The following is a 21,463-nucleotide window of genomic DNA, read 5'->3' on the forward strand; positions in this document are numbered from 1 at the left end:
GGGCTGGTGCTCAAGGTGCTACATCTCCTCCGTGACGTAACGGCGAAGCCAGGTGCGGAACTCCGGGCCCAGGTCCTCACGCTCGCACGCGAGGCGGACGATGGCCCGCAGGTAGTCGCCGCGGTCTCCGGTGTCGTAGCGGCGGCCCCGGAAGACCACGCCGTGCACCGGGCCGCCCACGGTCTCGTCGGCGGCCAGCTTCTGCAGGCCGTCGGTGAGCTGGATCTCCCCGCCGCGGCCCGGCTCGGTCTCCCGCAGTATGTCGAAGATCGCGGGGTTGAGGACATAGCGTCCGATGACGGCGTAGTTGCTCGGCGCGTCCTCGGGGTCCGGCTTCTCGACGAGGCCGGTGATGCGGACGACGTCCGCGTCGTCCGTGGCCTCGACGGCGGCGCAGCCGTAGAGGTGGACGTTGGCCGGGTCGACCTCCATCAGGGCGATGACGCTGCCGCCGGTGCGCGCGTGCACGTCCGCCATCTGGCGCAGCAGCGGGTCGCGCGGGTCGATGAGGTCGTCGCCGAGGAGGACGGCGAAGGGCTCGTCGCCGACGTGCGGCTCGGCGCACAGGACGGCGTGGCCGAGGCCGCGGGGGTCGCCCTGGCGGACGTAGTGCATGGTGGCCAGGTCGCTGGATTCCTGGACCTTCTTGAGGCGGTCGTCGTCGCCCTTCGCGCTGAGCGCCGATTCCAGCTCGTAGTTGCGGTCGAAGTGGTCTTCCAGGGCCCGCTTGTTACGCCCTGTGATCATGAGCACGTCGTCCAGTCCGGCCGAGACGGCCTCCTCGACGACGTACTGGATGGCCGGCTTGTCCACGACCGGGAGCATTTCCTTGGGCGTCGCCTTCGTCGCCGGAAGGAAGCGGGTGCCGAGGCCCGCGGCAGGGATGACTGCCTTTTTGATCACGGGGTGCAACTGAGTCATGGGCAGAACCATAGTGGGTGATGCCATGGCCTCCGTTTGGAAACCGGTAAGTAGATCAACGTTTGATCCTTTTTGAGAGGAAAAGCGAGTCACCAGTGGTAACGACCCCGCCGAACCCCGCCCGCCCGCCGCAGCCGTCCGGGAAGACGCTGCTGCGCCGCGAACTCCTCGCCGCCCGCCGCGCCCTGTCCCCCGGCTCGCTGCGTACGTCGGCCCGCGCGCTCTCCCGCTCCGCCCTCGCCCTGCCCGAGCTGGCCGGCGCCCGCACCGTGGCCGCGTACGTCTCGGTCGGCAGCGAACCGGGCACCCGCGACCTGCTCGACGCACTGCGCGCCGCCGGGAAGCGGGTGCTGCTGCCCGTCCTGCTGGCCGACAACGACCTCGACTGGGCCGTGTACGAGGGCCCGGACTCCCTCGCCGAGACCGCCCACGCGGGGAAGATGCCGCTGCTGGAGCCCTCCGGCCCGCGCCTCGGGCCGGAGGCGGTCACCGGCGCGGACGCGGTCCTGCTGCCCGGGCTGGCGGTCGACGGGCGCGGGATGCGCCTCGGGCGCGGCGGGGGCTCGTACGACCGGGCGCTCGCGCGCCTGGAGCGCGCCGGGGCGCATCCGGCGCTGGTCGTGCTCCTCTACGACGAAGAGGTGGTCGCGCGGGTCCCGGAGGAACCGCACGACCACCCCGTTCAGGCGGTGGCCACCCCCTCGGGGGTGGTCCGTTTCACGGACTCAGCGTGAGCCGGTACTCCGTCGCCTTGTCCACGGCCTCCTTGCCGAAGGGCCAGTCGAGCAGGTCGCCCTTGGCCCACAGCGTGGTCTGGTCCGTGTAGTTGTCGTGGTACGCGTGCCCGGAGGCGCCGGTGAGGTTGATCCAGCGGGACTTGTCCAGCTCGCCGAGGTTCACGATCATCCGCATGGACGGGACCCAGGTGACGCCGTAGCCGCCGGCCGCGTTCCAGCCGGTCGCGTTCACGGTGGCCTCGCCGCCGCCCACGTTCCACGGGCCGCGGTTGAGCATGAACTTCAGGAAGTCCGGGCCCTCCTTGCCGATGGTCTGGTTCTCCAGCGTCAGCTGGTGCATGCGGCCCCAGCTCCAGGTGGACTGGTCCTTGCCGAGCTTGGCGGTCAGCTCCCAGCGGGCGTCGACCATGGCGCGCGCGAAGAGCTCGTCGCGGGTGGTGGTCGCCGGCTTGTTGCGGAGGGCGGGCGACTGCCACCAGGCCGACTTCTCGTCCTTGATCAGGCGGCGGACCACCTCGAACCAGCGGTCGCCGCCGTCGGGCTGCGCCGAGTCGGCATCGCGGGCGCCGCATTCCCGGACGGTCTTGGCCAGGTCGTCGGCCGGGCCGCTCGTCTCCTCGCGGACGTTCCTGCAGCTGCCCTGGATGCGCAGCTCCTTGGGCAGCTTGTCGCCGAAGGCCAGGCGGAGGATGTTGCTCCAGACCGCGTTGAAGTAGGCGGCCGCCGCCGAGTCCGGCTCCTGGGTGTAGTTCCAGCCGTCGAGCAGCTTCTGCGCGGCGCGGACGTCCGGGTCGCTCATCTCGATCTTGGCCAGGATCGGGGTGAGCAGCGCGGCGATCTCGCTGCTGTTGTCCATCTGCATGACGCGCATGTCGTCGCTGGAGATCTTGCCGCTGTCCTTGATCTTCGCCTCGATGAGGTCGTTGATCCGCTGGCTGCGGGCGCCGTAGCCCCAGTCGCCGGTCAGCAGGTGCGGGTACTTGCCGGCGCCGGTGCCGTTCTCCACGACGGCCTGGTTCGCGGTCACGATGTAGCCGCGCGCCGGGTTGAAGTCGTACGGCATCTCGTCCTGCGGGATGTAGCCGTTGCCGTCCTTGCCGCCCTTCCAGGCGTACTTCGGGTCCCAGCCCGGGGCGGGCAGGCGGCCGTCGCCGGCGCCGCGGAGCGGGATGCGGCCCGGGGCCTGGTAGCCGATGTTGCCCTTGACGTCCGCGTAGATCAGGTTCTGCGAGGGGACCTCGAAGTCGCGGGCGGCGAGGCGGAAGGCGGCGAAGTCCTTGGCCCGGTTGAGCTTGAAGACGGCGTCCATCGACTTGCCCGGGTCCAGGGCGGTCCAGCGCAGGGCCACGGCGTAGCCCTCGCCGCGGTCGGGGGCCGAGCTGGGCACGGGGGCGCGGCCGCCGACCGTGCCGAGCTCGTCGCTGCGGTCGGAGACCAGCGGGCCGTTGTTGGTCGACCGGATGGTGATCTTCTTGGAGGCTCCGCCGGCGACCTTGATCTCCTCCACGCGGGTCGTGAAGGGGACCACCTTGTTGTCGTAGACGTAGCCCTCGGGCCGCACCTGCTCCAGGTAGAGGTCGGTGACGTCGGCGCCGAGGTTGGTCATGCCCCAGGCGATGTCCGTGTTGTGGCCGATGACCACGCCGGGCATGCCGGAGAAGGTGTAGCCGGCGACGTCGTACTGGCACTGGGGCGAGACGGCGCGGCAGTGCAGGCCCATCTGGTACCAGACGGAGGGCAGCTGCGGGGACAGGTGCGGGTCGTTCGCGAGCAGCGGCTTGCCGGTGGTCGTGTACTGGCCCGAGACGACCCAGGAGTTCGAGCCGATGCCGCTGCCGTTGGGGCCGAGGATGGCCGGGACCTGGTCCAGGGTCTTGGCCAGGGAGCTCAGCGAGGTGCGCAGGCCCATGGACGCGCCCTGGGCGGTGGCGTTGCCGGTGAGGCCGGACTGCGGGGCGGTGGCGGCCTGGTTGGCGGTGGCGGCGCCTGCGGCGCCGGAGCCCGGGCCCGCGCCCGGGCCTGTGGCGCCGGAGCCGGTGGCGCCGGAGCCGGACGCCGGGCCGGAGCCCGTGCCCTTGCCGCCGGCGGCGGTGCCCTGCGGCGCGAACTTGCCGCCCTCGATCTTGCCGCCCTCGACGATCGGCTTGTTCCGGTCGAAGGGGTAGGGCGGGTAGAGCTCGTCGATCTGCTGCGGCGTGAGCTTGTTCGTCATCAGCGCGCGGTCGATCTCTTCCTGCATGTTGCCGCGCAGGTCCCAGGCCATCGCCTTGAGCCAGGCCACCGAGTCCACCGGCGTCCATGCCTCGGGCCGGTAGTTGTCGCTGAGCTTGAGGGCGGCGTGCTCGACGGAGAGGTCCTTGCCGGACTTCCCCTTCATGTACGCGTTGACCCCGTCGGCGTAGGCCTGGAGGTACTTCTTGGTCTCGGGCGAGAGCTTCGAGTCGAACTCGGCCTGCGCGACCTGGCGCCACCCGAGGGTGCGCAGGAACGCGTCGGTCTCGACCTGGCCGGCGCCGAACATCTCCGAGAGCCGCCCGGAGGTCATGTGGCGGCGCACGTCCATCTCCCAGAAGCGGTCCTGGGCGTGGACGAAGCCCTGGGCGCGGAAGAGGTCGTCGTCGCTGTCGGCATACAGCTGGGGAATGCCGTTGGCGTCGCGCTTCACCTCGACGGTCCCCTTCAGGCCGGGAACCTTCAGGGAGCCGGTGGTCTGCGGGAACGAGGCCCGGACGGTGTCCAGGCCCCAGTACGTCCCGTAGCCGAAGCCCGACACGAGCGCCAGGACCAGAACGAGCACGAGCAGTCGGGCGCGTCGTCCCTTCTTCTTGACGGAAGGGGCGGTTTCTTTGGCGGGCATCGCTGTCCTTAGAGCGGCAGGGTGGTCCTGGCAGTACTGGAAGCAACCATAGGCGCAGGACCGCTCCCGTTGATCCGCCAGGGGTCGAGGTCCTCAGGACAAGGGCGAACCGGCGTTTCACAATGTGACTATCACGTAAAGGAAGCGTCAAATATTAGGTAAGGTAACGAACCACTTGCCGTTCCGCTCGACCCGGTCGCCAGGGGGAAGGATCCGCCAGGCGTGTAGAGGAGGGCCGCCCGCTGACCGTCCACACGCTCAACGAACTTCTGCTGGTCTGCTCGCTCGTCCTGCTCGTCGCCGTCGCGGCGGTGCGCGTCTCGTCGCGCAGCGGACTGCCCAGCCTGCTCATCTACCTCGGCATAGGCATCGCGATCGGCCGGGACGGCATAGGCCAGGTCGTCTTCAGCAATGCCGCGCTGACGCAGGTCATCGGGTACGCGGCCCTGGTCGTGATCCTCGCCGAGGGCGGCCTGGGCACCAAGTGGAAGCAGATCAGGCCGGCACTGCCGGCCGCGGCCGCCCTGTCGCTCGTCGGCGTGGCGATCAGCGTGGGCGTGACGGCGGCGGGCGCGCACTACCTGGTCGGGCTGGACTGGCGGCAGTCCCTGCTGATCGGCGCGGTCGTCTCGTCGACCGACGCCGCGGCCGTCTTCTCCGTCCTGCGCAGGGTGCCGCTGCCCTCCCGGATCTCGGGCGTGCTGGAAGCCGAGTCCGGCTTCAACGACGCCCCCGTCGTCATCCTCGTCGTCGCGTTCTCGGCCGTCGGCCCGATCGAGCCCTGGTACGTGCTGATCGGCAAGATCGCGCTGGAGCTCGCGATCGGCGCCGCGATCGGCCTGGCCGTGGGCTTCGTGGGGGCGTACGGCCTCAGGCACGTGGCCCTGCCCGCCTCCGGCCTCTACCCGATCGCCGTGATGGCCATCGCCGTGACCGCGTACGCGGCCGGCGCGCTGGCGCACGGCTCCGGCTTCCTCGCGGTGTACCTCGCGTCCATGGTGCTCGGGAACGCGAAGCTGCCGCACTGGCCGGCGACCCGCGGGTTCGCGGACGGGCTCGGCTGGATCGCCCAGATCGGCATGTTCGTCCTGCTCGGCCTGCTGGTCACCCCGCACGACCTGCCCGGCGACTTCTGGCCCGCGGTGGTCATCGGCCTGGTGCTGACCATGGTGGCGCGGCCGCTGTCGGTGTTCCTCAGCCTGATGCCGTTCCGGCTGCCCTGGCAGGAGAAGACCCTGATGGCGTGGGCGGGCCTGCGCGGCGCCGTCCCCATCATCCTGGCGACCATCCCGATGGTGACCGGGATCGAGGGCAGCGACCACATCTTCAACATCGTCTTCGTGCTGGTCGTCGTGTACACGCTGGTGCAGGGGCCGACGCTGCCCTGGCTGGCCCGCAAGCTCAGCCTCGGCACCGGCGACGAGACGGCCTCCGACCTGGGGATCGAGTCGGCCCCGCTGGAGAAGCTGCGCGGGCACCTGCTGTCCTTCGCCATCCCGGCGGCCTCGCGGATGCACGGCGTCGAGGTGAGCGAGCTGCGGCTGCCGCCCGGGGCATCGGTGACGCTGGTGGTCCGGGAGGGCAAGAGCTTCGTGCCGCTGCCGTCGACCGTGCTGCGGCACGGGGACGAGCTGCTGGTGGTGGCCACCGATCCGGTGCGGGACGCGGCGGAGGCGCGGCTGCGGGCGGTGGCCCGAGGCGGAAAGCTGGCCGGATGGCTGGGAACGGGCAATGGGAAGGCGGGGCGCTGACCGGCGTTTTCCATGGAAACTGCGGGCCTTCACCCCGGTTCAGGGGCATCTGGAGGGCGAACTTCCCGTTAATCGCAGGCGAAGGCACAGGTTGTCGGCGGAATCACAGGGCGTGATACCACACCTCCCTGTACGATAAACGCACACCACATCGAACCAACTCTGCCTGATGCAGAGCTGGCGCGACCGCAAAGCGGCCGTGGCACCCCAACCGCAGTGGGCGCCCAGGTATCACTCGGTTCTGCGCAAGAGGACAGCTCTCGGGGTTCCCGCGTACGGGTGCGGCCGCTCACCAGCGAAACACCTCCGCAAGCCGGGATCTCTACCAGGCAGCGGAAAGGCCAGGCCGTGACATCCGCGGTCACGACCGACACGTCCGCCCGGCCCGGATACGGCGCGCTGCTGCGCACCCCCGGCGCCCTGGGCTTCGTCCTCCCGGGATTCGCCGCCCGCCTCCCCTTCGGCATGCTGACCATCAGCATCCTGCTGCTGGTCCAGCACACCACCGGCTCCTACGGCTCCGCCGGCATCGTCTCCGCCGTCACCGGCATCTCGATGGCGCTGTCCGCGCCGGTCATGGGCAAGTTCACCGACCGCCGCGGCCAGAGCGCCGTCCTCGTCCCGGTCGTCCTCGCGCACGCCGCAGCCGTCGCCGCCCTGGTGACGCTCGCCCTGCTCGACGCCCCGCTGTGGGCGCTCGCCCTCTCCGCCGTCCCGACCGGCGCCTCGGTCCCGCAGGTCGGCCCCATGGTCCGGGCCCGCTGGACCGCCCGGCTGGAGGGCTCGCCGCTGCTGCCGACCGCGGCCGCCTTCGAGTCCGTCACCGACGAGTTCACCTTCGTCGTCGGCCCCGTGCTCGCCACCGCCCTGTGCACCGGCGTCCACCCCGCCGCCGGCCTGGCCACCGAGGCCGCACTGACCCTCGTCGGCGGCCTGGTCTTCGCCGCCCGGCGCGCCACCCAGCCCGCGACCCACGCCCCCGCCGCGGCCGGCGAGAAGCACGCCTCCGCCCTCTCCCACGCCGGCCTGCGCGTCCTGATCGCGGCCTTCCTCGGGATCGGCGCCGTCTTCGGCGGCATGCAGGTCTCGCTGGCCGCCTTCTCGAACGAGATCGGCAACCCGGGCGCGAACGGCCTGCTGTACGGCGTGTTCGCGGCCGGCAACATGATCGCGGGCATCGCCTGCGGCGCCATCGCCTGGAAGATCGGCCCGCGCCGCCGGCTGCTGCTCGGCTACGCCGGCCTGACCGTCACCGCGTCCGTCCTGTGGACCGCCCACTCGGCGGTCCTGCTCGGCGCCCTCGGCCTGCTCGTCGGCCTGTGCATCGCCCCGGCCCTGATCACCGGCTACACCATGGTCGAGTCGCTGGTCCCGGCCCACACCCGGACCGAGGCCTTCACCTGGCTGACCGGCGCGGTCGCCTTCGGCCAGGCCGTGGCCGTCGTCCTGGCCGGCCGCCTGACCGACGCGCACGGGTCCTCGTACGGCTTCCTGGTGCCGATGGCGGGCACGGTGCTGGCCCTGGCCACGCTGCTGGCGCTGCGGTCGAGGCTGGCGCCCAAGGCGCCGAGCCGGATCATCAACGCGTCCGCGTCCGCGCCCGCCGACGAGCGTGGGATGGGTCACCGCACGCCGGTGACGGTGGACTGATCCGCCGGAATACGTCACCATGGAACATCGTTAGCACTCGTCGAGTCAGAGTGCCAGGAGGAAATTCGTGCCGACCTACCAGTACCAGTGCACCGAGTGCGGTGAGGGCCTTGAGGCCGTGCAGAAGTTCACCGATGACGCGCTGACCGAGTGCCCGAGCTGCCACGGACGCCTGAAGAAGGTGTTCTCCGCGGTCGGCATCGTCTTCAAGGGTTCCGGCTTCTACCGGAACGACAGCCGCGGCGCCTCGTCGAGCAGCACCCCCGCCTCGAAGCCGGCCTCGTCGTCGAGCAGCACCTCGACGGCCTCCGCCGCCCCGGCAGCGTCGTCCAGCCCGTCGACGGGCTCCACCTCGGCCGCCTGACCGAGCCGCAGCCGCAGCCCAGCAGCATCGTCGCGAGGCCCCGCCGCCCCCTCCGGGCAGCGGGGCCTCGCGCATGCCCCGGTTAGGGTGACGGCATGGCTAACGCAGAGATCGGTGTCATCGGCGGCTCGGGCTTCTACTCCTTCCTGGAGGACGTCTCCGAGATCCAGGTGGACACCCCGTACGGGCCCCCCAGCGACTCCCTCTTCCTCGGCGAGCTGGCCGGGCGCCAGGTCGCCTTCCTGCCCCGCCACGGCCGGAGCCACAAGGTCCCGCCCCACAAGATCAACTACCGGGCCAACCTGTGGGCGCTGCGCTCGACGGGCGTGCGCCAGGTGCTCGGGCCGTGCGCGGTCGGCGGGCTGCGCGCCGAATACGGCCCGGGAACGCTGCTCGTCCCCGACCAGCTGGTCGACCGTACGAAGTCCCGCGCCCAGACCTTCTTCGACGGGGAGCCGCTGCCCGACGGGACCGTTCCGAACGTCGTGCACACCACCTTCGCCGACCCGTACTGCCCGGTGGGGCGCTCGGTGGCGCTGGCCGCGGCCCGCGGCCGGGACTGGGAGCCGGTCGACGGCGGCACCATGGTCGTCGTCGAGGGCCCGCGCTTCTCGACCCGCGCCGAATCGCAGTGGCACGCGGCGATGGGCTGGTCGGTCGTCGGCATGACGGGCCACCCGGAGGCCGTCCTCGCCCGGGAGCTGGGGCTCTGCTACACCTCGATGGCGCTGGTCACCGACCTGGACGCGGGCGCGGAGACCGGCGAGGGCGTCTCCCACACCGAGGTCCTGAAGGTGTTCGGCGAGAACGTCGGCCGACTGCGCGAGGTGCTCTTCGACGCGGTGGCGGCCCTGCCGGCCACGGACTCCCGCGACTGCCTGTGCACGCACGCGCACGACGGCTGGGACCTGGGCATCGAACTGCCTTAGGACGGTCCGGACCGCCCTGGCGGCGAAGCGGCCCCCTTGCTGCGTGCGAGGGGGCCGTTCCCGTGCGGGTGACGCGGTTGTCCACAGGCTGGGGATCGTCCACAGGCGCGAGCGGGGGCGGGCGGAGCAGCGGATCGTGGGGGTGTCCGGACGGCCGTCCGGACACCGGAACCCACTCAGCCCGGCGGTGCCGTCATGTCGAGGACCTCTCAGCCCCCTTCCCCTTCCTCTTTCTCCCTCGCTCCTGTGCCTTCTCCCTCTCCTTCTCCCTCTCCTTCGCCCTCTCCGTGCCCGCCTGCGCGTACGGTGCCGGCGTTTCCGCCGCTGCGGGTCGGGCGGTGCGGGGGCCGGCTGCGGCGGGCGCTGCGGCGCAGGCGGCGGGCGGCCTCGGCCGCGCTGGCCGTCGCGGCGGCCGCGCTCGCGGTGGCGGGCGGCCCTCAGGCCCAGGCGTCCCGGGGGGCCGGGCCGCCCGTGCAGGAGCCACCGCCGCCGCCCGCGCGGATGGTGTCCGCGCCGGTGCGGATCGCGGACGCGGCGACCGTACGGCTGCTGCGGCCCGGGGACCGGGTGGACGTGGTCGCGGCGGAGCGGGCCGGGCCGCCGCGGGTGGTGGCTGAGGGGGCCCGGGTCGACGCCGTACCGGGCCCGGAGGAGGCCGCTGCGGGCGCCGGGGACGGCGGGGCGCTGGTGGTGCTGTCCGTGCCCCGGGACACCGCGCGGGCCCTGGTCGGGGCGGGTGCGGTGGCGCGGCTGGCGGTGACGCTGTGCTGATCCGGAATCGGACACCCGTACCGGCGGGTCGCCACGGGCCGGACCCGGACTGGACACGCCGGGCCCCGACTGCCGTAGTTTTCGGAACCGTTGGCTCCATTCATGACGGACTCGAAGAGAGGCTCAGCGGTGAGCGAGAAGAAGCAGAGCGTCCTGGCAGGCTTCAAAGCCTTCCTGATGCGCGGCAACGTGGTCGACCTGGCGGTCGCGGTGGTCATCGGCGCCGCCTTCACGAACATCGTGAACTCGGTCGTGAAGGGCATCATCAGCCCGATCGTCGGCGCCATCGGCACCAAGAGCCTGGACGGCTACAGCTCCTGCCTGAAGGGCCCCTGCGGCGTCGACGCGAAGGGGGAGCCCATCGGTGTCAACATCCTGTGGGGCTCGGTGCTGAACGCGGCGCTGACCTTCCTGATCACGGCCGCGGTCGTGTACTTCCTGATGGTGCTGCCCATGGCGAAGTACCTCGCCAAGGTGGAGGACCGCCGCAAGGCCCGGGAGGGCGTCAAGGAGTCCATCGAGGTCACCGAGCTGGTGGTGCTCAAGGAGATCCGGGACGAGCTGGTCGCCCAGCGCGGCCGGGCGGGCGGCAACGGCAGCGGCCACGGCAACGGCTACGGCGGCCCCGCCGCCCCGGGCTCCCAGCAGCAGTACTGAGCGGGTGCAGTACCGCGCCCCCGTAAGGGGCGCGGGGAACTGCGCGACCAGCCGCCACCGGCCCGCGGTGTCACGACCGGACTTCCGGTCAGAGGTGGTGCGGCGGCTTCTCGTCGAGGAAGCGGGCCAGGTCGGCGGAGCTCCCGGTCACGGGAGCCCGCTCGCCCCACCCGTGGTCGGTGTCGTCCCGGGACTGCTGGTCCAGCGGGTCGTCGAAGACGAGCCGCGGCCGGGGCTTCCGCGGGGCCGCGGACCCGGTCCGGGAGTCCGCCGGGGACTCGGCGCCGGCCGCGGACGAGGGCTCGGCGTTCGCGGACTGCGGGTCGGAAGCGGGGACGGTGCTCATGCCCCCAGGGTACGGCCGCGGCGGGGCCGTACAGGTGAAGGCGGCCCCCTCCGGACGCCGCCGGGGCCTGCCGGGCGGCCCCGGGCTGCTGTGCTGGGCGGTATGACGTACGTACCGATGACGGCCCGCGACCGGGACGAGGGGCACCGGTCCGCGACCGCGCTGGAGCTCTTCTTCGACCTGTGCTTCGTCGTGGCGGTGGCGCAGGCCGGCCGCCAGCTGGTCCACGCGCTCGCCGAGGACCACGTCGGCGCCGGGGTGAGCGGCTACCTCTACGTGTTCTTCGGCGTGTGGTGGGCATGGATGAACTTCACGTGGTTCGCCTCCGCCTACGACGTCGACGACGTGCCGTACCGGATCGCGACGCTCGTGCAGATCTCCGGCGTGCTGGTCTACTCGGCGGGGATCCCGCAGGCCTTCAACAACAACGACTGGACCGTCGCCGTCATCGGCTACGTGGTGATGCGCCTCGCGCTGACCGTGCAGTGGCTGCGCGCCGCGGCCGGGGAGAGCGGCGAGGCCCGCCGCTGCGCGCTCACGTACGCGATCGGGCTGGTGATCTGCCAGGCGGGCTGGGTGGCGATGCTCTGGGCGCCGGAGGCGAGCAAGAGGTGGCTGTTCCTCGTCCTCGTCGCGGCGGAGCTGCTCGTGCCGGTCATCGCGGAGCGCGGCCACCAGACGCCGTGGCATCCGCACCACATCGCGGAGCGGTACGGGCTGTTCACCATCATCGTGCTCGGCGAGACCATCGCCGCCAGCACCGTCGCCGTGCAGTCGGCGATCGCCGAGCACGAGGCGCTGGACGTGCTGCTGCCGATCGCGGGCGGCGGCCTGCTGCTGGTGTTCTCGGCGTGGTGGATCTACTTCGCCGCCCCGGCCCACGACCTGCTGCGCAACAACCGCCAGGCCATTCCCTGGGGCTACGGGCACTACGTGATCTTCGCTTCGGCGGCCGCGATCGGCGCGGGCATCGAGGTGGCGATCGAGTACTCCGTCGGCAAGGCCCGCATCTCCCAGACGGCGGCCAATCTCGCGGTGGCCGTCCCGATGGCGGTGTACCTCGCCTTCGTCTGGCTGCTGCACTCGCGCCACTTCAAGCACGGCGCGGCCCAGCAGCTGCTGCTGCCGGTGTCGGCGGCGGCGATCCTCGCCTGCGCCTGGACGGGTCCGTACGCGGTGCTGTGGGCCGGGCTGGTGGCCGCGGCCACGGTCGCGGCGGGCGTGACCTTGGCGGATCGGGAGCGTTCTGGTGCGTGAGGAGCGCGGGCGGCAGTGGCCGCGGCCAACGCGCCGGCAAAAGGAAGAAGAAACGATGAAGGTCCCGGTACAGCGGTACGGGCAGGCCGGCCCGGCGGGGGCGGAGCATGCGGAGTACGGGGAGCTCGCCGACCCGGCGTTCTGGCAGCAGCCCCCGGCGGCGCGGCTCGCGGAGTTCGCGCGCCTGCGGGCGCTGGACTCCCCGGTCTTCGTGCCCGAGGGCAGGGGGCGGGGCCACTGGGCCCTGGTCCGGCACGCGGACGTGCAGGAGGCGAGCCGGCTGCCGAAGGTGTTCGCGAGCGCGCCCGGGGTGACCACGCCCGAGCCGGCGCGGTGGGTGCGGGCCCTGTTCGGGGACTCGATGGTCAACCTGGACGGCGCCGACCACGCGCAGCTGCGCAAGATCGTGCAGCGGGCGTTCACGCCGCGGCTGCTGGCGGCGGCCGAGGCGGACATCCACGCGGTGGCCGCGCGGATCGTGGACGACGTCCTGGCGGAGCGGCCCGACGAGTTCGTCTCGGCGGTGGCCTCCCGGCTGCCCCTGGAGGTCATCTGCAACATGATGGGCATCCCGGAGCGCCACCGGCCGGAGATCGCCGACCGCGTCAACCACGCCTCGGAGAACATCGGTGTCGAACGGGGCCTGGCCGCACGGCTGCGGATGCCCGGGCGCGGCCTGCGGGCGCTGGCCCGGATGCAGCGGATGGTCGCGGGCATCGGCCGGGAGCGCCGCAGGAACCCCTCCGACGACCTGATCTCGGCGCTGGTCTGCGCGAACGTGGACGGGCAGGCGCTGGGGGCGCGCCAGCTGGGGGCGTTCTTCTCGCTGCTGATGGTCGCGGGCGTGGAGACCACGCGGAACGCGATCACCCACGGCCTGTCCCTGCTGACCGACCACCCGGACCAACGGGACCTGCTGCTGGAGGACTTCGAGAAGCATGCGGACGGGGCGGTGGACGAGATGATCCGGCACTCGACGCCGATCATCCAGTTCCGCCGGACGGTGGCGGCCGAGCACGCCCTGCGCGGGCACGTGTTCAGGCCGGGCGACAAGGTCGTGCTGTACTACGCCTCCGCCAACCGCGACGAGGCGGTCTTCCCCGACCCGGACGCCTTCGACATCACCCGCTCCCCCAACCCGCACCTGGGCTTCGGCGGCGGCGGCCCGCACTTCTGCCTGGGCGCGCACCTGGCCCGGGTGGAGATGAAGGCCCTGTTCCGCGAGTTGCTGATCCGGCCGGTCGGGCTGCGGGCGGTGGGGCTGCCGGATCTGGCGGGGTCGAACTTCGACAACCGCGTCCGCTCGCTCAGGTTCGCCTTCGAGCAGCCGCGGTAGCGCTCCGGCGGGCGTGCCGCGGGCGCGCGGGACCGGCCGCCGGGCAGGCCGGGAGCCCGGCGGCCGGAGCGGGCGCCGGGCGAGCGGGCGGGCAGGTGCCGGGCAAGTGGGCGAGCAGGTGCCGGGCACCCGGCCCGCCGCCGCCGGCACCGCGCGGCGGCGGCGCGCTACTGCTTCAGGCGCCGTACGGCGAGGAGGCAGTGGGCGCTGGTTGCGAGCACCTCCTCGTCCCCCGCGAACGCCTGGAGCATCGCGGCGTCGACCGGCCGCCCCGGGACGGCCTCGGGCCAGGGGCGGGTGGCGAACAGGAAGTACGCCTGCCCGCTCTCGTTCGCCGCCTCGACCCATTCGTCCGGGACGGTGCAAGTGGCGTTGAGTCCGGGCAGGGTCAGGGCGACCTGGTTGTCCGCCAGGATGATCTGCACGGGGAAGCCCGTCGGGTCGTTCCGGCCGTCCTCGACCTTGTCCCCGACGGACAGCTTGTTCTCCGCCAGCAGCGCCCGCGCGGCCTCCCCGGCGGCCTCCGGGCCCTGCGGGCCGTCGCCCAGCGAGTAGGCGAGGAGGTACGGCATGTCGTGGCCTTCGGCGGGGTCGCCGATCCAGGCGAGCACCGAAAGGGTGCCGAGCCGGGTCCGGTCGATTTCGGCTTGAGTTGAAGTCATGCGCCGCACCCTAGTGGCCTTCACCCCGCCCCTTTCACGGCCTGTCACCCGGGCGGGCTACACCGCCCAGAATCCTTCTCCGGAATTCGACTGGACGTTCGCATCCTGGTACTGGAGCCGAACGATGCGCGTATTTTCCGGGATTTCGAACACGACCCACCCCTCGGCCTGTTCGCCGACGGCGAGGGAATCGAAGACGAGGGGTTTCCCGGTGGTCAGTTCGCCGGTCTGCACCGCCGGGTGGCGCTTCCCCGCGCTGTCGTACGCCCACATGCGCCCGAGTGCCCCGTACGAGGCCCCGCCGACGTTGACGAACGACATCGAGGCGGCCACCCAGCGCTTCCCCGCGGACGGGGAGTAGTTCTTCTCCATGCTGACCGCGGGGTCGACATAGGCGTTGAGCACCGCCTGGAGGTGTCGGCCGACCTGGCGGCCGTGCACCCGTACGGGGTCGCCCACGTGGGCTTCCTTCGCGGCGGGATCGCCCGCGGCGCCCGGGGCGGCGTCGTCCACGGGGACGGCGGGCACCGCGGCGGGGGCGAGCGCGGCCCCGTCGGAGGGTGCGGAACAGGCCGTGGTCCCGAACAGCAGGAACGGCAGGAGGGCGGCGGCGGCAAGAGCGGAGGCGGGGACGGAGGGGGGCTGGCGCATGCGCGATCCCTTCGGGGACCTTCGAGAGGGGTATTTCCGGCCAGTCTCACGCGCCCGAGCGGGGAATTGCACACACCGACACGGGTGTGCGGAGCGAGTTGCCGCCCATCTGCCAGCACAATGCGTTCCGACGGAATTCCGTCACCCGCATCCACCTGGAGGAAGAATGCGCACGTACGGCAGCCGAATCGCCCTGGCGGCCTTCTCGGCACTGGCCGCGGGCGCGGTATTCACCGCCCCGGCCGAGGCCACCGTATTCAACCAGGCTGTTTCCGTGCAGTCGAAGGCATCCATCGGCAAGGACGGCACGATCACCCTTTCCGGCACCTACCGCTGCGAGCTGCCGTCACCCGAGGGGACGATCCAGGTCAGGGCCGCCCTCGTGCAGGACGACGTCCACCTCGGCCTCAGCGGCGGCGAGGCCGTCTGCGACGGCAAGGACCACGCCTGGCACGCGCACGGAACGCTCGGCTACACGCCGCAGGTGCACGCGGGGCCCGCCAAGGCCACGGCGGAACTCCAGGAGATCCACTTCTCGGGCATCATGCCCTCGTCGCTCGACACGGTGGCGGCGGACGAGAAGGTCGTCGAGATCGTCGACCACCGCTGAGCCGCGGTACCGCGCCCCGCCAGGGGCGCGGGGAACTGCGCGACCGGCCCCCACCGGCCCGCAGCGTCACAACCGGCATGGCGAAGCGCCAACGGCAAGGCGACGCCCCGCCCCGCCAGGGGCGCGGGGAACTGCGCGACCAGCCCCCACCGGCCCGCGGTATCACAACCGGCTTCCGGCGGAGCGCTAGCGGCAAGGCGCCGCGCCCGTCATCGACATGAACGCCACGGTCCGGCACCCGGGATCCGCGTGCCGGTGCCCTGTGGCCACGTCCACGGCGCGGTCCACGGCCGTCGGCAGCGCGGCCCCGAGCAGGAGCAGCGCGAGCAGGCCCGTGGCCGTGCGCCCGCTCAGGCGGCGCCGCACGGGACGATCCGTTCCACACACGTCCGTCTCATGGACCGCATCATCACGCCGGACCCCACCGGCCACAACTCGGCGTGCGCACGTGCTCACGCCGTGCCGCGGGGGCTGCCCGCCGCGTCGAACTCGCACCACACCGCCTTGCCGTCGCCCCGGGACTCCACCCCCCAGTGCGTGGCCAGCGCGTCCACCAGCAGCAGTCCGCGCCCGGTGGTGGCGGCCTCCCCCGGGGTCCGCCGGCGCGGCCAGACGCTGGAGCGGTCCTTGACCCACAGCCGGATCCGCCGCACCGGCTCCGGCAGCACCTCCATGGTCAGCACCGCGCCGCCGTCGGTGTGCAGCAGGGCGTTGACCAGCAGTTCCCCGGCGGCCACTTCCACGTCGTCGGCGAGCTCCGGCATGCCCCAGTCCCGCAGCGCCTGCCGCAGGGCGTAGCGGGCCTCCGACAGCCCCTCCGGATCGGCCTGGTGGATGTACTGGTGGATCCGCGGGGCCCGGTGGGTACCCGGGTCCGGGGCCCGGCGCAGCACGAGCAGGGCCACGTCGTCGCCGGAGCCCCAGCGCTCCCAGAGCCGGTCCGAGAGGTGGTCGGCGAGCGCCCCGGCTTCCTGCGGGCCGCTGCGGACCACCTGGGCGAGGGCCTCCATGCCCTGGGTGATGGCGGTGCCGGGCTCCTCCACCAGGCCGTCCGTGCACAGCACCAGCGTCTCTCCGGGGACCAGGTCGAGCCGGGTCTCGGGGAAGTCCTCCTGCTCGAAGGCGGAGGCCAGCCCGAGCGGCAGCCCGCCGCGCACGTTGGGCCAGCCGGTCCGCCCGTCGGTGTGCCGGATGAGCGGGCCGAGGTGGCCCGCGCGGACCGCCCGTACGCCGCCCGTCTCCAGGTCCACCTGCGCGTACATGCACGTCGCGAAGCGCTCGGTGTCCAGCTCGGCCAGGAAGCGGGAGGCCCGCGCCAGCACGGTCGACGGCGGGTGCCCCTCGCCGGCGTAGGCGCGCAGCGCGATCCGCAGCTGGCCCATGATCGCTGCGGCGTGGGTGTCGTGCCCCTGGACGTCGCCCACCACGATGCCGACCCGGTCGCGGGGCAGCGCGATCACGTCGTACCAGTCCCCGCCGACCTCGCGCCCGCTCCACGCGGAGTGGTAGCGCACGGCGATCTCGCCGCCGCTGATCTCCGGGATCCGCCGCGGCAGCATCGAGGCCTGCAGGCCCGTCGCGAACTCCCGCTCCTGGTCGAACAGGAGCGCCCGCTGGAGGGACTGCGCGACGATGCCGGCGAGGCCCAGGCAGAGGTTGCGCTCCTCGGGGGTGAAATCGGTGCGCCGCCGGTAGAAGAGCACCAGACCGCCGATGGCCCGGGCCTGGGCGATGAGCGGGAGGTAGGCGGCCGCGTCGAACCGGATCCGGTTCAGGTAGTCGGCGAGCAGGGGGAACTCGTCGGCCAGCGCGCTGAGCGAGGTGGCGAAGCGGGCCTTGCGGGTGAGCACCGCCTGGGACAGCGGCAGGGTGCCGTCCAGCCGGGTGAACCTGCGCTCGCTGAGGATCTCCAGGGACTCCCCGCTCAAGGCGATGATCTTGATCGCGCCGTTCTCGACCAGCCCCAGGGCCAGCCCGTCGGCGCCCAGCCGCTCCAGCGCTCCCGCGCCCGTCAGCGTGGCGGTCACGTCGTCGACCGTCACCGCCCGCGAGAGGGCCTCGGTGGTCCGCTGCACGATCGTCGCCTGTTTGGCCCGCGCCGTCTCCAGCTTCCGCAGCACGGTCGCCTGGGCCAGCTCGGCCGTCGCGTCCCGGACGATCCCGACGATGCGGTCGGGCCGTCCGGCGGCGTCCCGCAGGATCCTGCCCTGGGTGTGGGTCCACTGGTCGACGCCGTCGCGCCGGCGGACCGTGAAGTACGAGCCGTGCGTCTCGGCGCCCTCGTCGACCGCGGTCCGCACGGAGTCGGCCAGGCGCGCGCTGTCGTTCGTGGGGATCCGCAGGCCGAGGCCCTCGGGGGTCCGGTCGAACTCCGCGGGGTCCAGGTCCATGACCGCGTACCCGGCCTCGTCCAGCTCGAACGTGTTGGCGCGCAGGTCCCACTCGAAGCTGCCCATGCCGTTCAGGGCGAGCCGCTCGCCGGGCCCGGTCACCGGGCCGCCGCCGGCTCCCCGGCCCGGTCCGCGGCCGGCTCCTGGGCCGGGTCCTGGGCCGGATCTGTCGCGCTCCGCCGCTGCCACCTGACACACACCACCTAACGGCCGGGCCAGTACGGCTGGGAGATCAGCCGCTCCCACTCCTCGTCCGGATGCCCCGGAAGGGTGCGACCGGCCTCCCGCCAGCGCTTGAGGAGGGACAGGTAGATCGCCGACGGGTCCGGTGCGGCGGGCGCGGGCGGACCGTACGGGGCGGCCGCGCCCGCAGTGGCGTGCTGTTCCGTGCGGCTGGCCGGGATGCGCACCCAGCCGCGGCCCTGTGCTCGCTGCTCCGCACTCATCGCGGACCCCTCTCACCTCACCGCAGAGACGTCTTCGGATGCCCCGCGCCGGCCCGGGCGGACCGCGGGTTCCCGAGGGAGCCCGCCGGCCGGCGCCGGGCGCCGAGGCGCCTACCGACTCCTTTCACCAGTCTCCCCGCCGTGAACCCCGCACCGTGCACGAATCGCATGGAAGGGCCGAATGAGGGAGCCGTCAGCAGCCCCGCGAAGAACAGTCCCGGCCACGACGACTCGAATGCGGGGCTCAGCTCCGGCGTGCCGCCGCCCCCGACCGTGTCCAGGGCGTCCCGCAGCCGGGCGTCGAGCAGCCCCAGCCGGCCCAGCTCCGGGTGGAATCCGGTCGCGGCGATGACGTGCGCGACGTCCAGGACGGCGGGCCCCCCGGCCGCGCCGGTCAGCCCCAGCCGGATCCGGTCCCCCACCGCGACCGCCCGGCGCAGCCGGTGCCCCAGCAGCGCCGGGACGCTGCGCTCGAACCGGTCCCGCAGCCACCAGGCCCCGGCGGGCCCGAGCGCGGTGGCCGCGATCCGCTCCCGCCGCGCCGCGGGCAGCCGGCGCACCGCCCACGGCAGCTCGGACCACACCCAGGTGCGCCAGCCGCTGCCCAGGCCGCTGTGCGGGCGGCGCAGCGCCTCCAGGGCCGGGCGCTCCAGCGGCGGGGGCACGGTGTTCCAGTCGATCCGGCCCCGCCGGGCGACCAGGCAGGGCCGGGCGCCGCCCTCGGCGAGCAGGGCCGCGGTCTCCAGGGCGGCCTGCCCGGCCCCGATCACGGCGACCTCCCGGCCCGCGAACCGGCTCAGGTCGCGGTGGTCGGTGCTGTGCGAGTAGTGCCCGGGCGGCAGCTCGCGCAGCGCCCCGGGGTGGCGGGCGAAGGGCATCACGCCGACGGCGAGGGCCACCGTCCGGGCGAGGAGCGGGGGCCCCTCGGCGGTGCGGATGCGGAAGCCGTCGCCCTGCGGGGTGACCTCGGTGACGGTCAGCTCCTCCACCTCCGGCACCGCCCGGCGGGCGAACCACATGCCGTACGCGCTGAAGGTGCCGATCGGGAGCGGTCGGCCGTGCTCGGCCGCCAGCCCCTGGCCGGCGCAGTACTCGGCGAGGGTGTGCCGGCCGCCGGGCGCCGAGAGGTTCGAGGCCCAGGACTCGGACTTCAGGTACATGCCCTCGGGCATGTGGTCCCGCCACGAGGCCATGGGGCGCCCGAGCACCCGTACGCCGATCCCGGCAGCCGCCGCGTGCGCGGCGATCGACAGCCCGTACGGACCGGCGCCGACCACGACGAGGTCGTCCATCCGCGTCACCGCTGTCCCTCCAGTCTCATGAGTTCCCCGTGGTTCGACGGGGCGGTACGGGGCCGGCGGGGGTCGTGCGCGCCGCCGTCTCCGGCTTCCCGGGACCCGGCGCCTCAAACGCCGGCACGGCCCGTGTCGCCCGCAGGGGGCACGGGCCCGGCTCCCGGGCGGTCACCGCGTCACCAGCTCGTCGGGAGCAGCTGCCTCCGGCGGCCCGGGCGGGGGCGGCACGACGGGCGCGGCAGGGGCGGCGGATGGCGCGGCGGGCCCCGACAGGGCAGGCACAGCCGGCGCCGACGGCGCGGGCACGCCAGGCAGTGACGGCACAGCCGCAGCGGGCGCCGACGGGGCGGGCACAGCCGGCGGTGGCGGTGGCGGTGGCGGTGGCGGTGCGGGTGGTGGGGCCGGCAGGGCGGGGGCCGGCGGGCCCGGCGGTGCCTGGCTGCCGCCGCGCTGGCGCGGGGTGCGCTGCCGCGGCGTACGCACCACCGCGCGCGCCGTGCGCTGCCCGTGCGCCGGGATCCGGCGCAGGACGCGCGCCCCCTTGTCGGCTCCCCGCCCGAGGAACGCGGCGAGCATCGCCAGGAAGGGCATCAGGTCGTCCGCCGCGAACCAGGCCGCCTCCGTCCGCCTCTTCGGCCGTCCCCGCCCCCGCCCCGGTCCGCGCGCCGGCCCGCGCCCCGGACCCGGCTCCCCGGCGGGCACGCGCGGCCGCCCGCGCCGCCGCAGCGGGAGCTGCCGCCCGCGCACCGCCGCCAGCAGTGCGTAGTTCTCGGCGACGAACACCCGGCCCGGCCCCCCGGACTGCGCGGGCACCTGCTGCCCCGTCAGATCCAGGTACATGGCCTGGACGACGTCCAGCCCGGCCGCGTCGGTGAACAGCCGGAACTGCGCCCCGGGACGCGGGTTGAAGTCCACCAGCCGGAAGCAGCCGCTCTCGTCCCGCCGGAAGTCGAGGTCCAGGATCCCCTGGTAGCCCAGGCGTTCGGCGATCCGCAGCCCCGCCTCCTCCACCGCCGGGTCGGGCAGCCAGCGCCCCACCGCCGTCAGCCCCGTCCGCACCGGCCAGGACAGCTCCTTGCGGCCCGACCCGGCGAGCAGCGGGCGCCCGCCCGGGCCGAAGGCGCCGTGGAAGAACCAGTCCGTGCCGGCGCCGGCGGGCAGGAACCGCTGCAGCAGCAGCCGGCTCCCGGCCTCCGCGGTGCGCTCGTACAGTCGGCGCGCCTCCGCGGCGGTGTGCACGAGGGTGGTGCTGCGCAGGCCGGAGCCCTTCGGCAGCAGCCAGGGCCGGCTCCACTTGGCGACCGCGGGCAGGCCGAGCCGCCAGGCCGCGTCGGCGGCCTCGGCCCCGCTGCCGGGGATCACGGTCTCCGGATGGGGGATGTCCCAGCGTGCGCACAGCGCCGACAGCTCGGCCTTGTCGGCGACCCTGGCCGGCAGGCCGTCGGGTTGGCGGGGGATCCGGAACCGCCCTTCGAGCGTCGGCGCGATCCGCGCGACGGCGATCGCGCTCAGGTCGTCCATCGCGATGAGCACCGCGGGCTGCCCGATCCGCTCCGACACCCCGGCGAGGCACTCCCCGAGCGCCTCCGGCGCCTCCGGGTCGAGCCCGCCCGGCGGTCCCTCGTGGACGGCGCGCACGTACCGCGAACGCCTCATGGGACCTCCCCCGGCCTCGACGACGGCATGGACCTCCACGCCCTTGCGCCCAAGGGATCTGACGGCGCCCAGGGTTCCGTGGTGGAACGGATTCCGGTCGAGTCTGAGCACAACAGCGGGCACGTGGCCGGAGAACTCGTACATGGAAACGGTGTCTTTCACCTAGTCGGACCAAGC

The 21,463-nt window shown here is 73.3% G+C and carries 20 protein-coding genes; 10 read left to right on the forward strand and 10 right to left on the reverse strand.

Annotation, left to right across the window (positions count from 1 at the left end; translation table 11 throughout):
* Positions 1-18: 18 nt before the first annotated feature.
* Positions 19-921, reverse strand: coding sequence for a UTP--glucose-1-phosphate uridylyltransferase GalU (galU, locus tag ACIQUT_RS20480; protein ID WP_403564344.1), 903 nt, complete (start codon positions 919-921; stop codon positions 19-21).
* A gap of 95 nt (positions 922-1,016) precedes the next feature.
* On the opposite strand from galU, the gene ACIQUT_RS20485 reads away from it, so the two are divergent.
* Positions 1,017-1,655 (forward strand): 5-formyltetrahydrofolate cyclo-ligase, encoded by a 639-nt coding sequence (locus ACIQUT_RS20485; protein WP_403564346.1) that lies wholly within the window; start codon positions 1,017-1,019, stop codon positions 1,653-1,655.
* On the opposite strand, the gene ACIQUT_RS20490 is transcribed toward ACIQUT_RS20485, so the two are convergent.
* A complete protein-coding gene (locus ACIQUT_RS20490) occupies positions 1,639-4,515 on the reverse strand; it encodes a penicillin acylase family protein (RefSeq protein WP_403564347.1) in 2,877 nt (958 codons plus the stop codon). The genes ACIQUT_RS20485 and ACIQUT_RS20490 overlap by 17 nt on opposite strands.
* 242 nt (positions 4,516-4,757) lie before the next feature.
* Here ACIQUT_RS20490 and ACIQUT_RS20495 point away from each other — a divergent pair, with 242 nt between their 5' ends.
* The 6 genes from ACIQUT_RS20495 to mscL all read left to right on the forward strand — a co-directional run bounded on the left by ACIQUT_RS20495 (position 4,758) and on the right by mscL (position 10,637).
* A complete protein-coding gene (locus tag ACIQUT_RS20495; RefSeq protein ID WP_403564456.1) occupies positions 4,758-6,266 on the forward strand; it encodes a potassium/proton antiporter in 1,509 nt (502 codons plus the stop codon).
* A 348-nt stretch (positions 6,267-6,614) separates the two neighbouring features.
* Positions 6,615-7,916 carry an MFS transporter gene (locus ACIQUT_RS20500; protein WP_403564348.1) on the forward strand — a complete coding sequence of 434 codons (1,302 nt, stop codon included), beginning with the start codon at positions 6,615-6,617 and terminating at the stop codon, positions 7,914-7,916.
* A 67-nt stretch (positions 7,917-7,983) separates the two neighbouring features.
* Positions 7,984-8,280, forward strand: coding sequence for an FmdB family zinc ribbon protein (locus ACIQUT_RS20505; RefSeq protein ID WP_403564350.1), 297 nt, complete (start codon positions 7,984-7,986; stop codon positions 8,278-8,280).
* Positions 8,281-8,375: 95 nt separating this feature from the next.
* Positions 8,376-9,209 (forward strand): S-methyl-5'-thioadenosine phosphorylase, encoded by an 834-nt coding sequence (locus tag ACIQUT_RS20510; protein WP_403564352.1) that lies wholly within the window; start codon positions 8,376-8,378, stop codon positions 9,207-9,209.
* Between the two features lie 195 nt (positions 9,210-9,404).
* On the forward strand, positions 9,405-9,980 hold the full coding sequence (locus tag ACIQUT_RS20515; RefSeq protein WP_403564354.1) for a hypothetical protein: 576 nt from the start codon (positions 9,405-9,407) through the stop codon (positions 9,978-9,980).
* 129 nt (positions 9,981-10,109) lie between these two features.
* Positions 10,110-10,637: a large conductance mechanosensitive channel protein MscL gene (mscL, locus tag ACIQUT_RS20520; protein WP_403564356.1), complete on the forward strand. Its 528-nt coding sequence runs from the start codon at positions 10,110-10,112 to the stop codon at positions 10,635-10,637.
* Positions 10,638-10,725: 88 nt separating this feature from the next.
* Here the strand turns inward: mscL and ACIQUT_RS20525 are convergent, their stop codons facing one another.
* Positions 10,726-10,983 (reverse strand): hypothetical protein, encoded by a 258-nt coding sequence (locus ACIQUT_RS20525; RefSeq protein ID WP_403564358.1) that lies wholly within the window; start codon positions 10,981-10,983, stop codon positions 10,726-10,728.
* Between the two features lie 102 nt (positions 10,984-11,085).
* On the opposite strand from ACIQUT_RS20525, the gene ACIQUT_RS20530 reads away from it, so the two are divergent.
* Both ACIQUT_RS20530 and ACIQUT_RS20535 read left to right on the forward strand, forming a co-directional pair.
* On the forward strand, positions 11,086-12,240 hold the full coding sequence (locus tag ACIQUT_RS20530) for a low temperature requirement protein A (protein ID WP_403564360.1): 1,155 nt from the start codon (positions 11,086-11,088) through the stop codon (positions 12,238-12,240).
* A 55-nt stretch (positions 12,241-12,295) separates the two neighbouring features.
* A complete protein-coding gene (locus ACIQUT_RS20535) occupies positions 12,296-13,576 on the forward strand; it encodes a cytochrome P450 (RefSeq protein WP_403564361.1) in 1,281 nt (426 codons plus the stop codon).
* A 167-nt stretch (positions 13,577-13,743) separates the two neighbouring features.
* Here the strand turns inward: ACIQUT_RS20535 and ACIQUT_RS20540 are convergent, their stop codons facing one another.
* On the reverse strand, positions 13,744-14,238 hold the full coding sequence (locus ACIQUT_RS20540) for a DUF5949 family protein (protein WP_403564363.1): 495 nt from the start codon (positions 14,236-14,238) through the stop codon (positions 13,744-13,746).
* 57 nt (positions 14,239-14,295) lie between these two features.
* Complete coding sequence (locus tag ACIQUT_RS20545; RefSeq protein ID WP_403564364.1) at positions 14,296-14,889, reverse strand: DUF4352 domain-containing protein; 594 nt, start codon at positions 14,887-14,889, stop codon at positions 14,296-14,298.
* A gap of 166 nt (positions 14,890-15,055) precedes the next feature.
* Here ACIQUT_RS20545 and ACIQUT_RS20550 point away from each other — a divergent pair, with 166 nt between their 5' ends.
* On the forward strand, positions 15,056-15,499 hold the full coding sequence (locus ACIQUT_RS20550) for a DUF6299 family protein (protein ID WP_403564366.1): 444 nt from the start codon (positions 15,056-15,058) through the stop codon (positions 15,497-15,499).
* Positions 15,500-15,685: 186 nt separating this feature from the next.
* On the opposite strand, the gene ACIQUT_RS20555 is transcribed toward ACIQUT_RS20550, so the two are convergent.
* The 5 genes from ACIQUT_RS20555 to ACIQUT_RS20575 form a co-directional block, all read right to left on the reverse strand.
* Positions 15,686-15,865, reverse strand: coding sequence for a hypothetical protein (locus ACIQUT_RS20555; RefSeq protein ID WP_403564367.1), 180 nt, complete (start codon positions 15,863-15,865; stop codon positions 15,686-15,688).
* Positions 15,866-15,951: 86 nt separating this feature from the next.
* Entirely contained in the window at positions 15,952-17,955 is a 2,004-nt protein-coding gene (locus ACIQUT_RS20560; RefSeq protein ID WP_403564458.1) for a SpoIIE family protein phosphatase, read from the reverse strand.
* Positions 17,956-18,092: 137 nt separating this feature from the next.
* Positions 18,093-18,335 (reverse strand): hypothetical protein, encoded by a 243-nt coding sequence (locus tag ACIQUT_RS20565; protein WP_403564368.1) that lies wholly within the window; start codon positions 18,333-18,335, stop codon positions 18,093-18,095.
* Positions 18,336-18,352: 17 nt separating this feature from the next.
* Positions 18,353-19,627, reverse strand: coding sequence for an NAD(P)-binding domain-containing protein (locus ACIQUT_RS20570; protein WP_403564460.1), 1,275 nt, complete (start codon positions 19,625-19,627; stop codon positions 18,353-18,355).
* Between the two features lie 171 nt (positions 19,628-19,798).
* Positions 19,799-21,286, reverse strand: coding sequence for an ATP-grasp domain-containing protein (locus tag ACIQUT_RS20575; protein ID WP_403564370.1), 1,488 nt, complete (start codon positions 21,284-21,286; stop codon positions 19,799-19,801).
* Positions 21,287-21,463 lie beyond the last annotated feature (177 nt).

Origin of the sequence: Streptomyces sp. NPDC090445 (assembly GCF_044769385.1) — a bacterium.
Classification (GTDB): Bacteria; Actinomycetota; Actinomycetes; order Streptomycetales; family Streptomycetaceae; genus Streptomyces.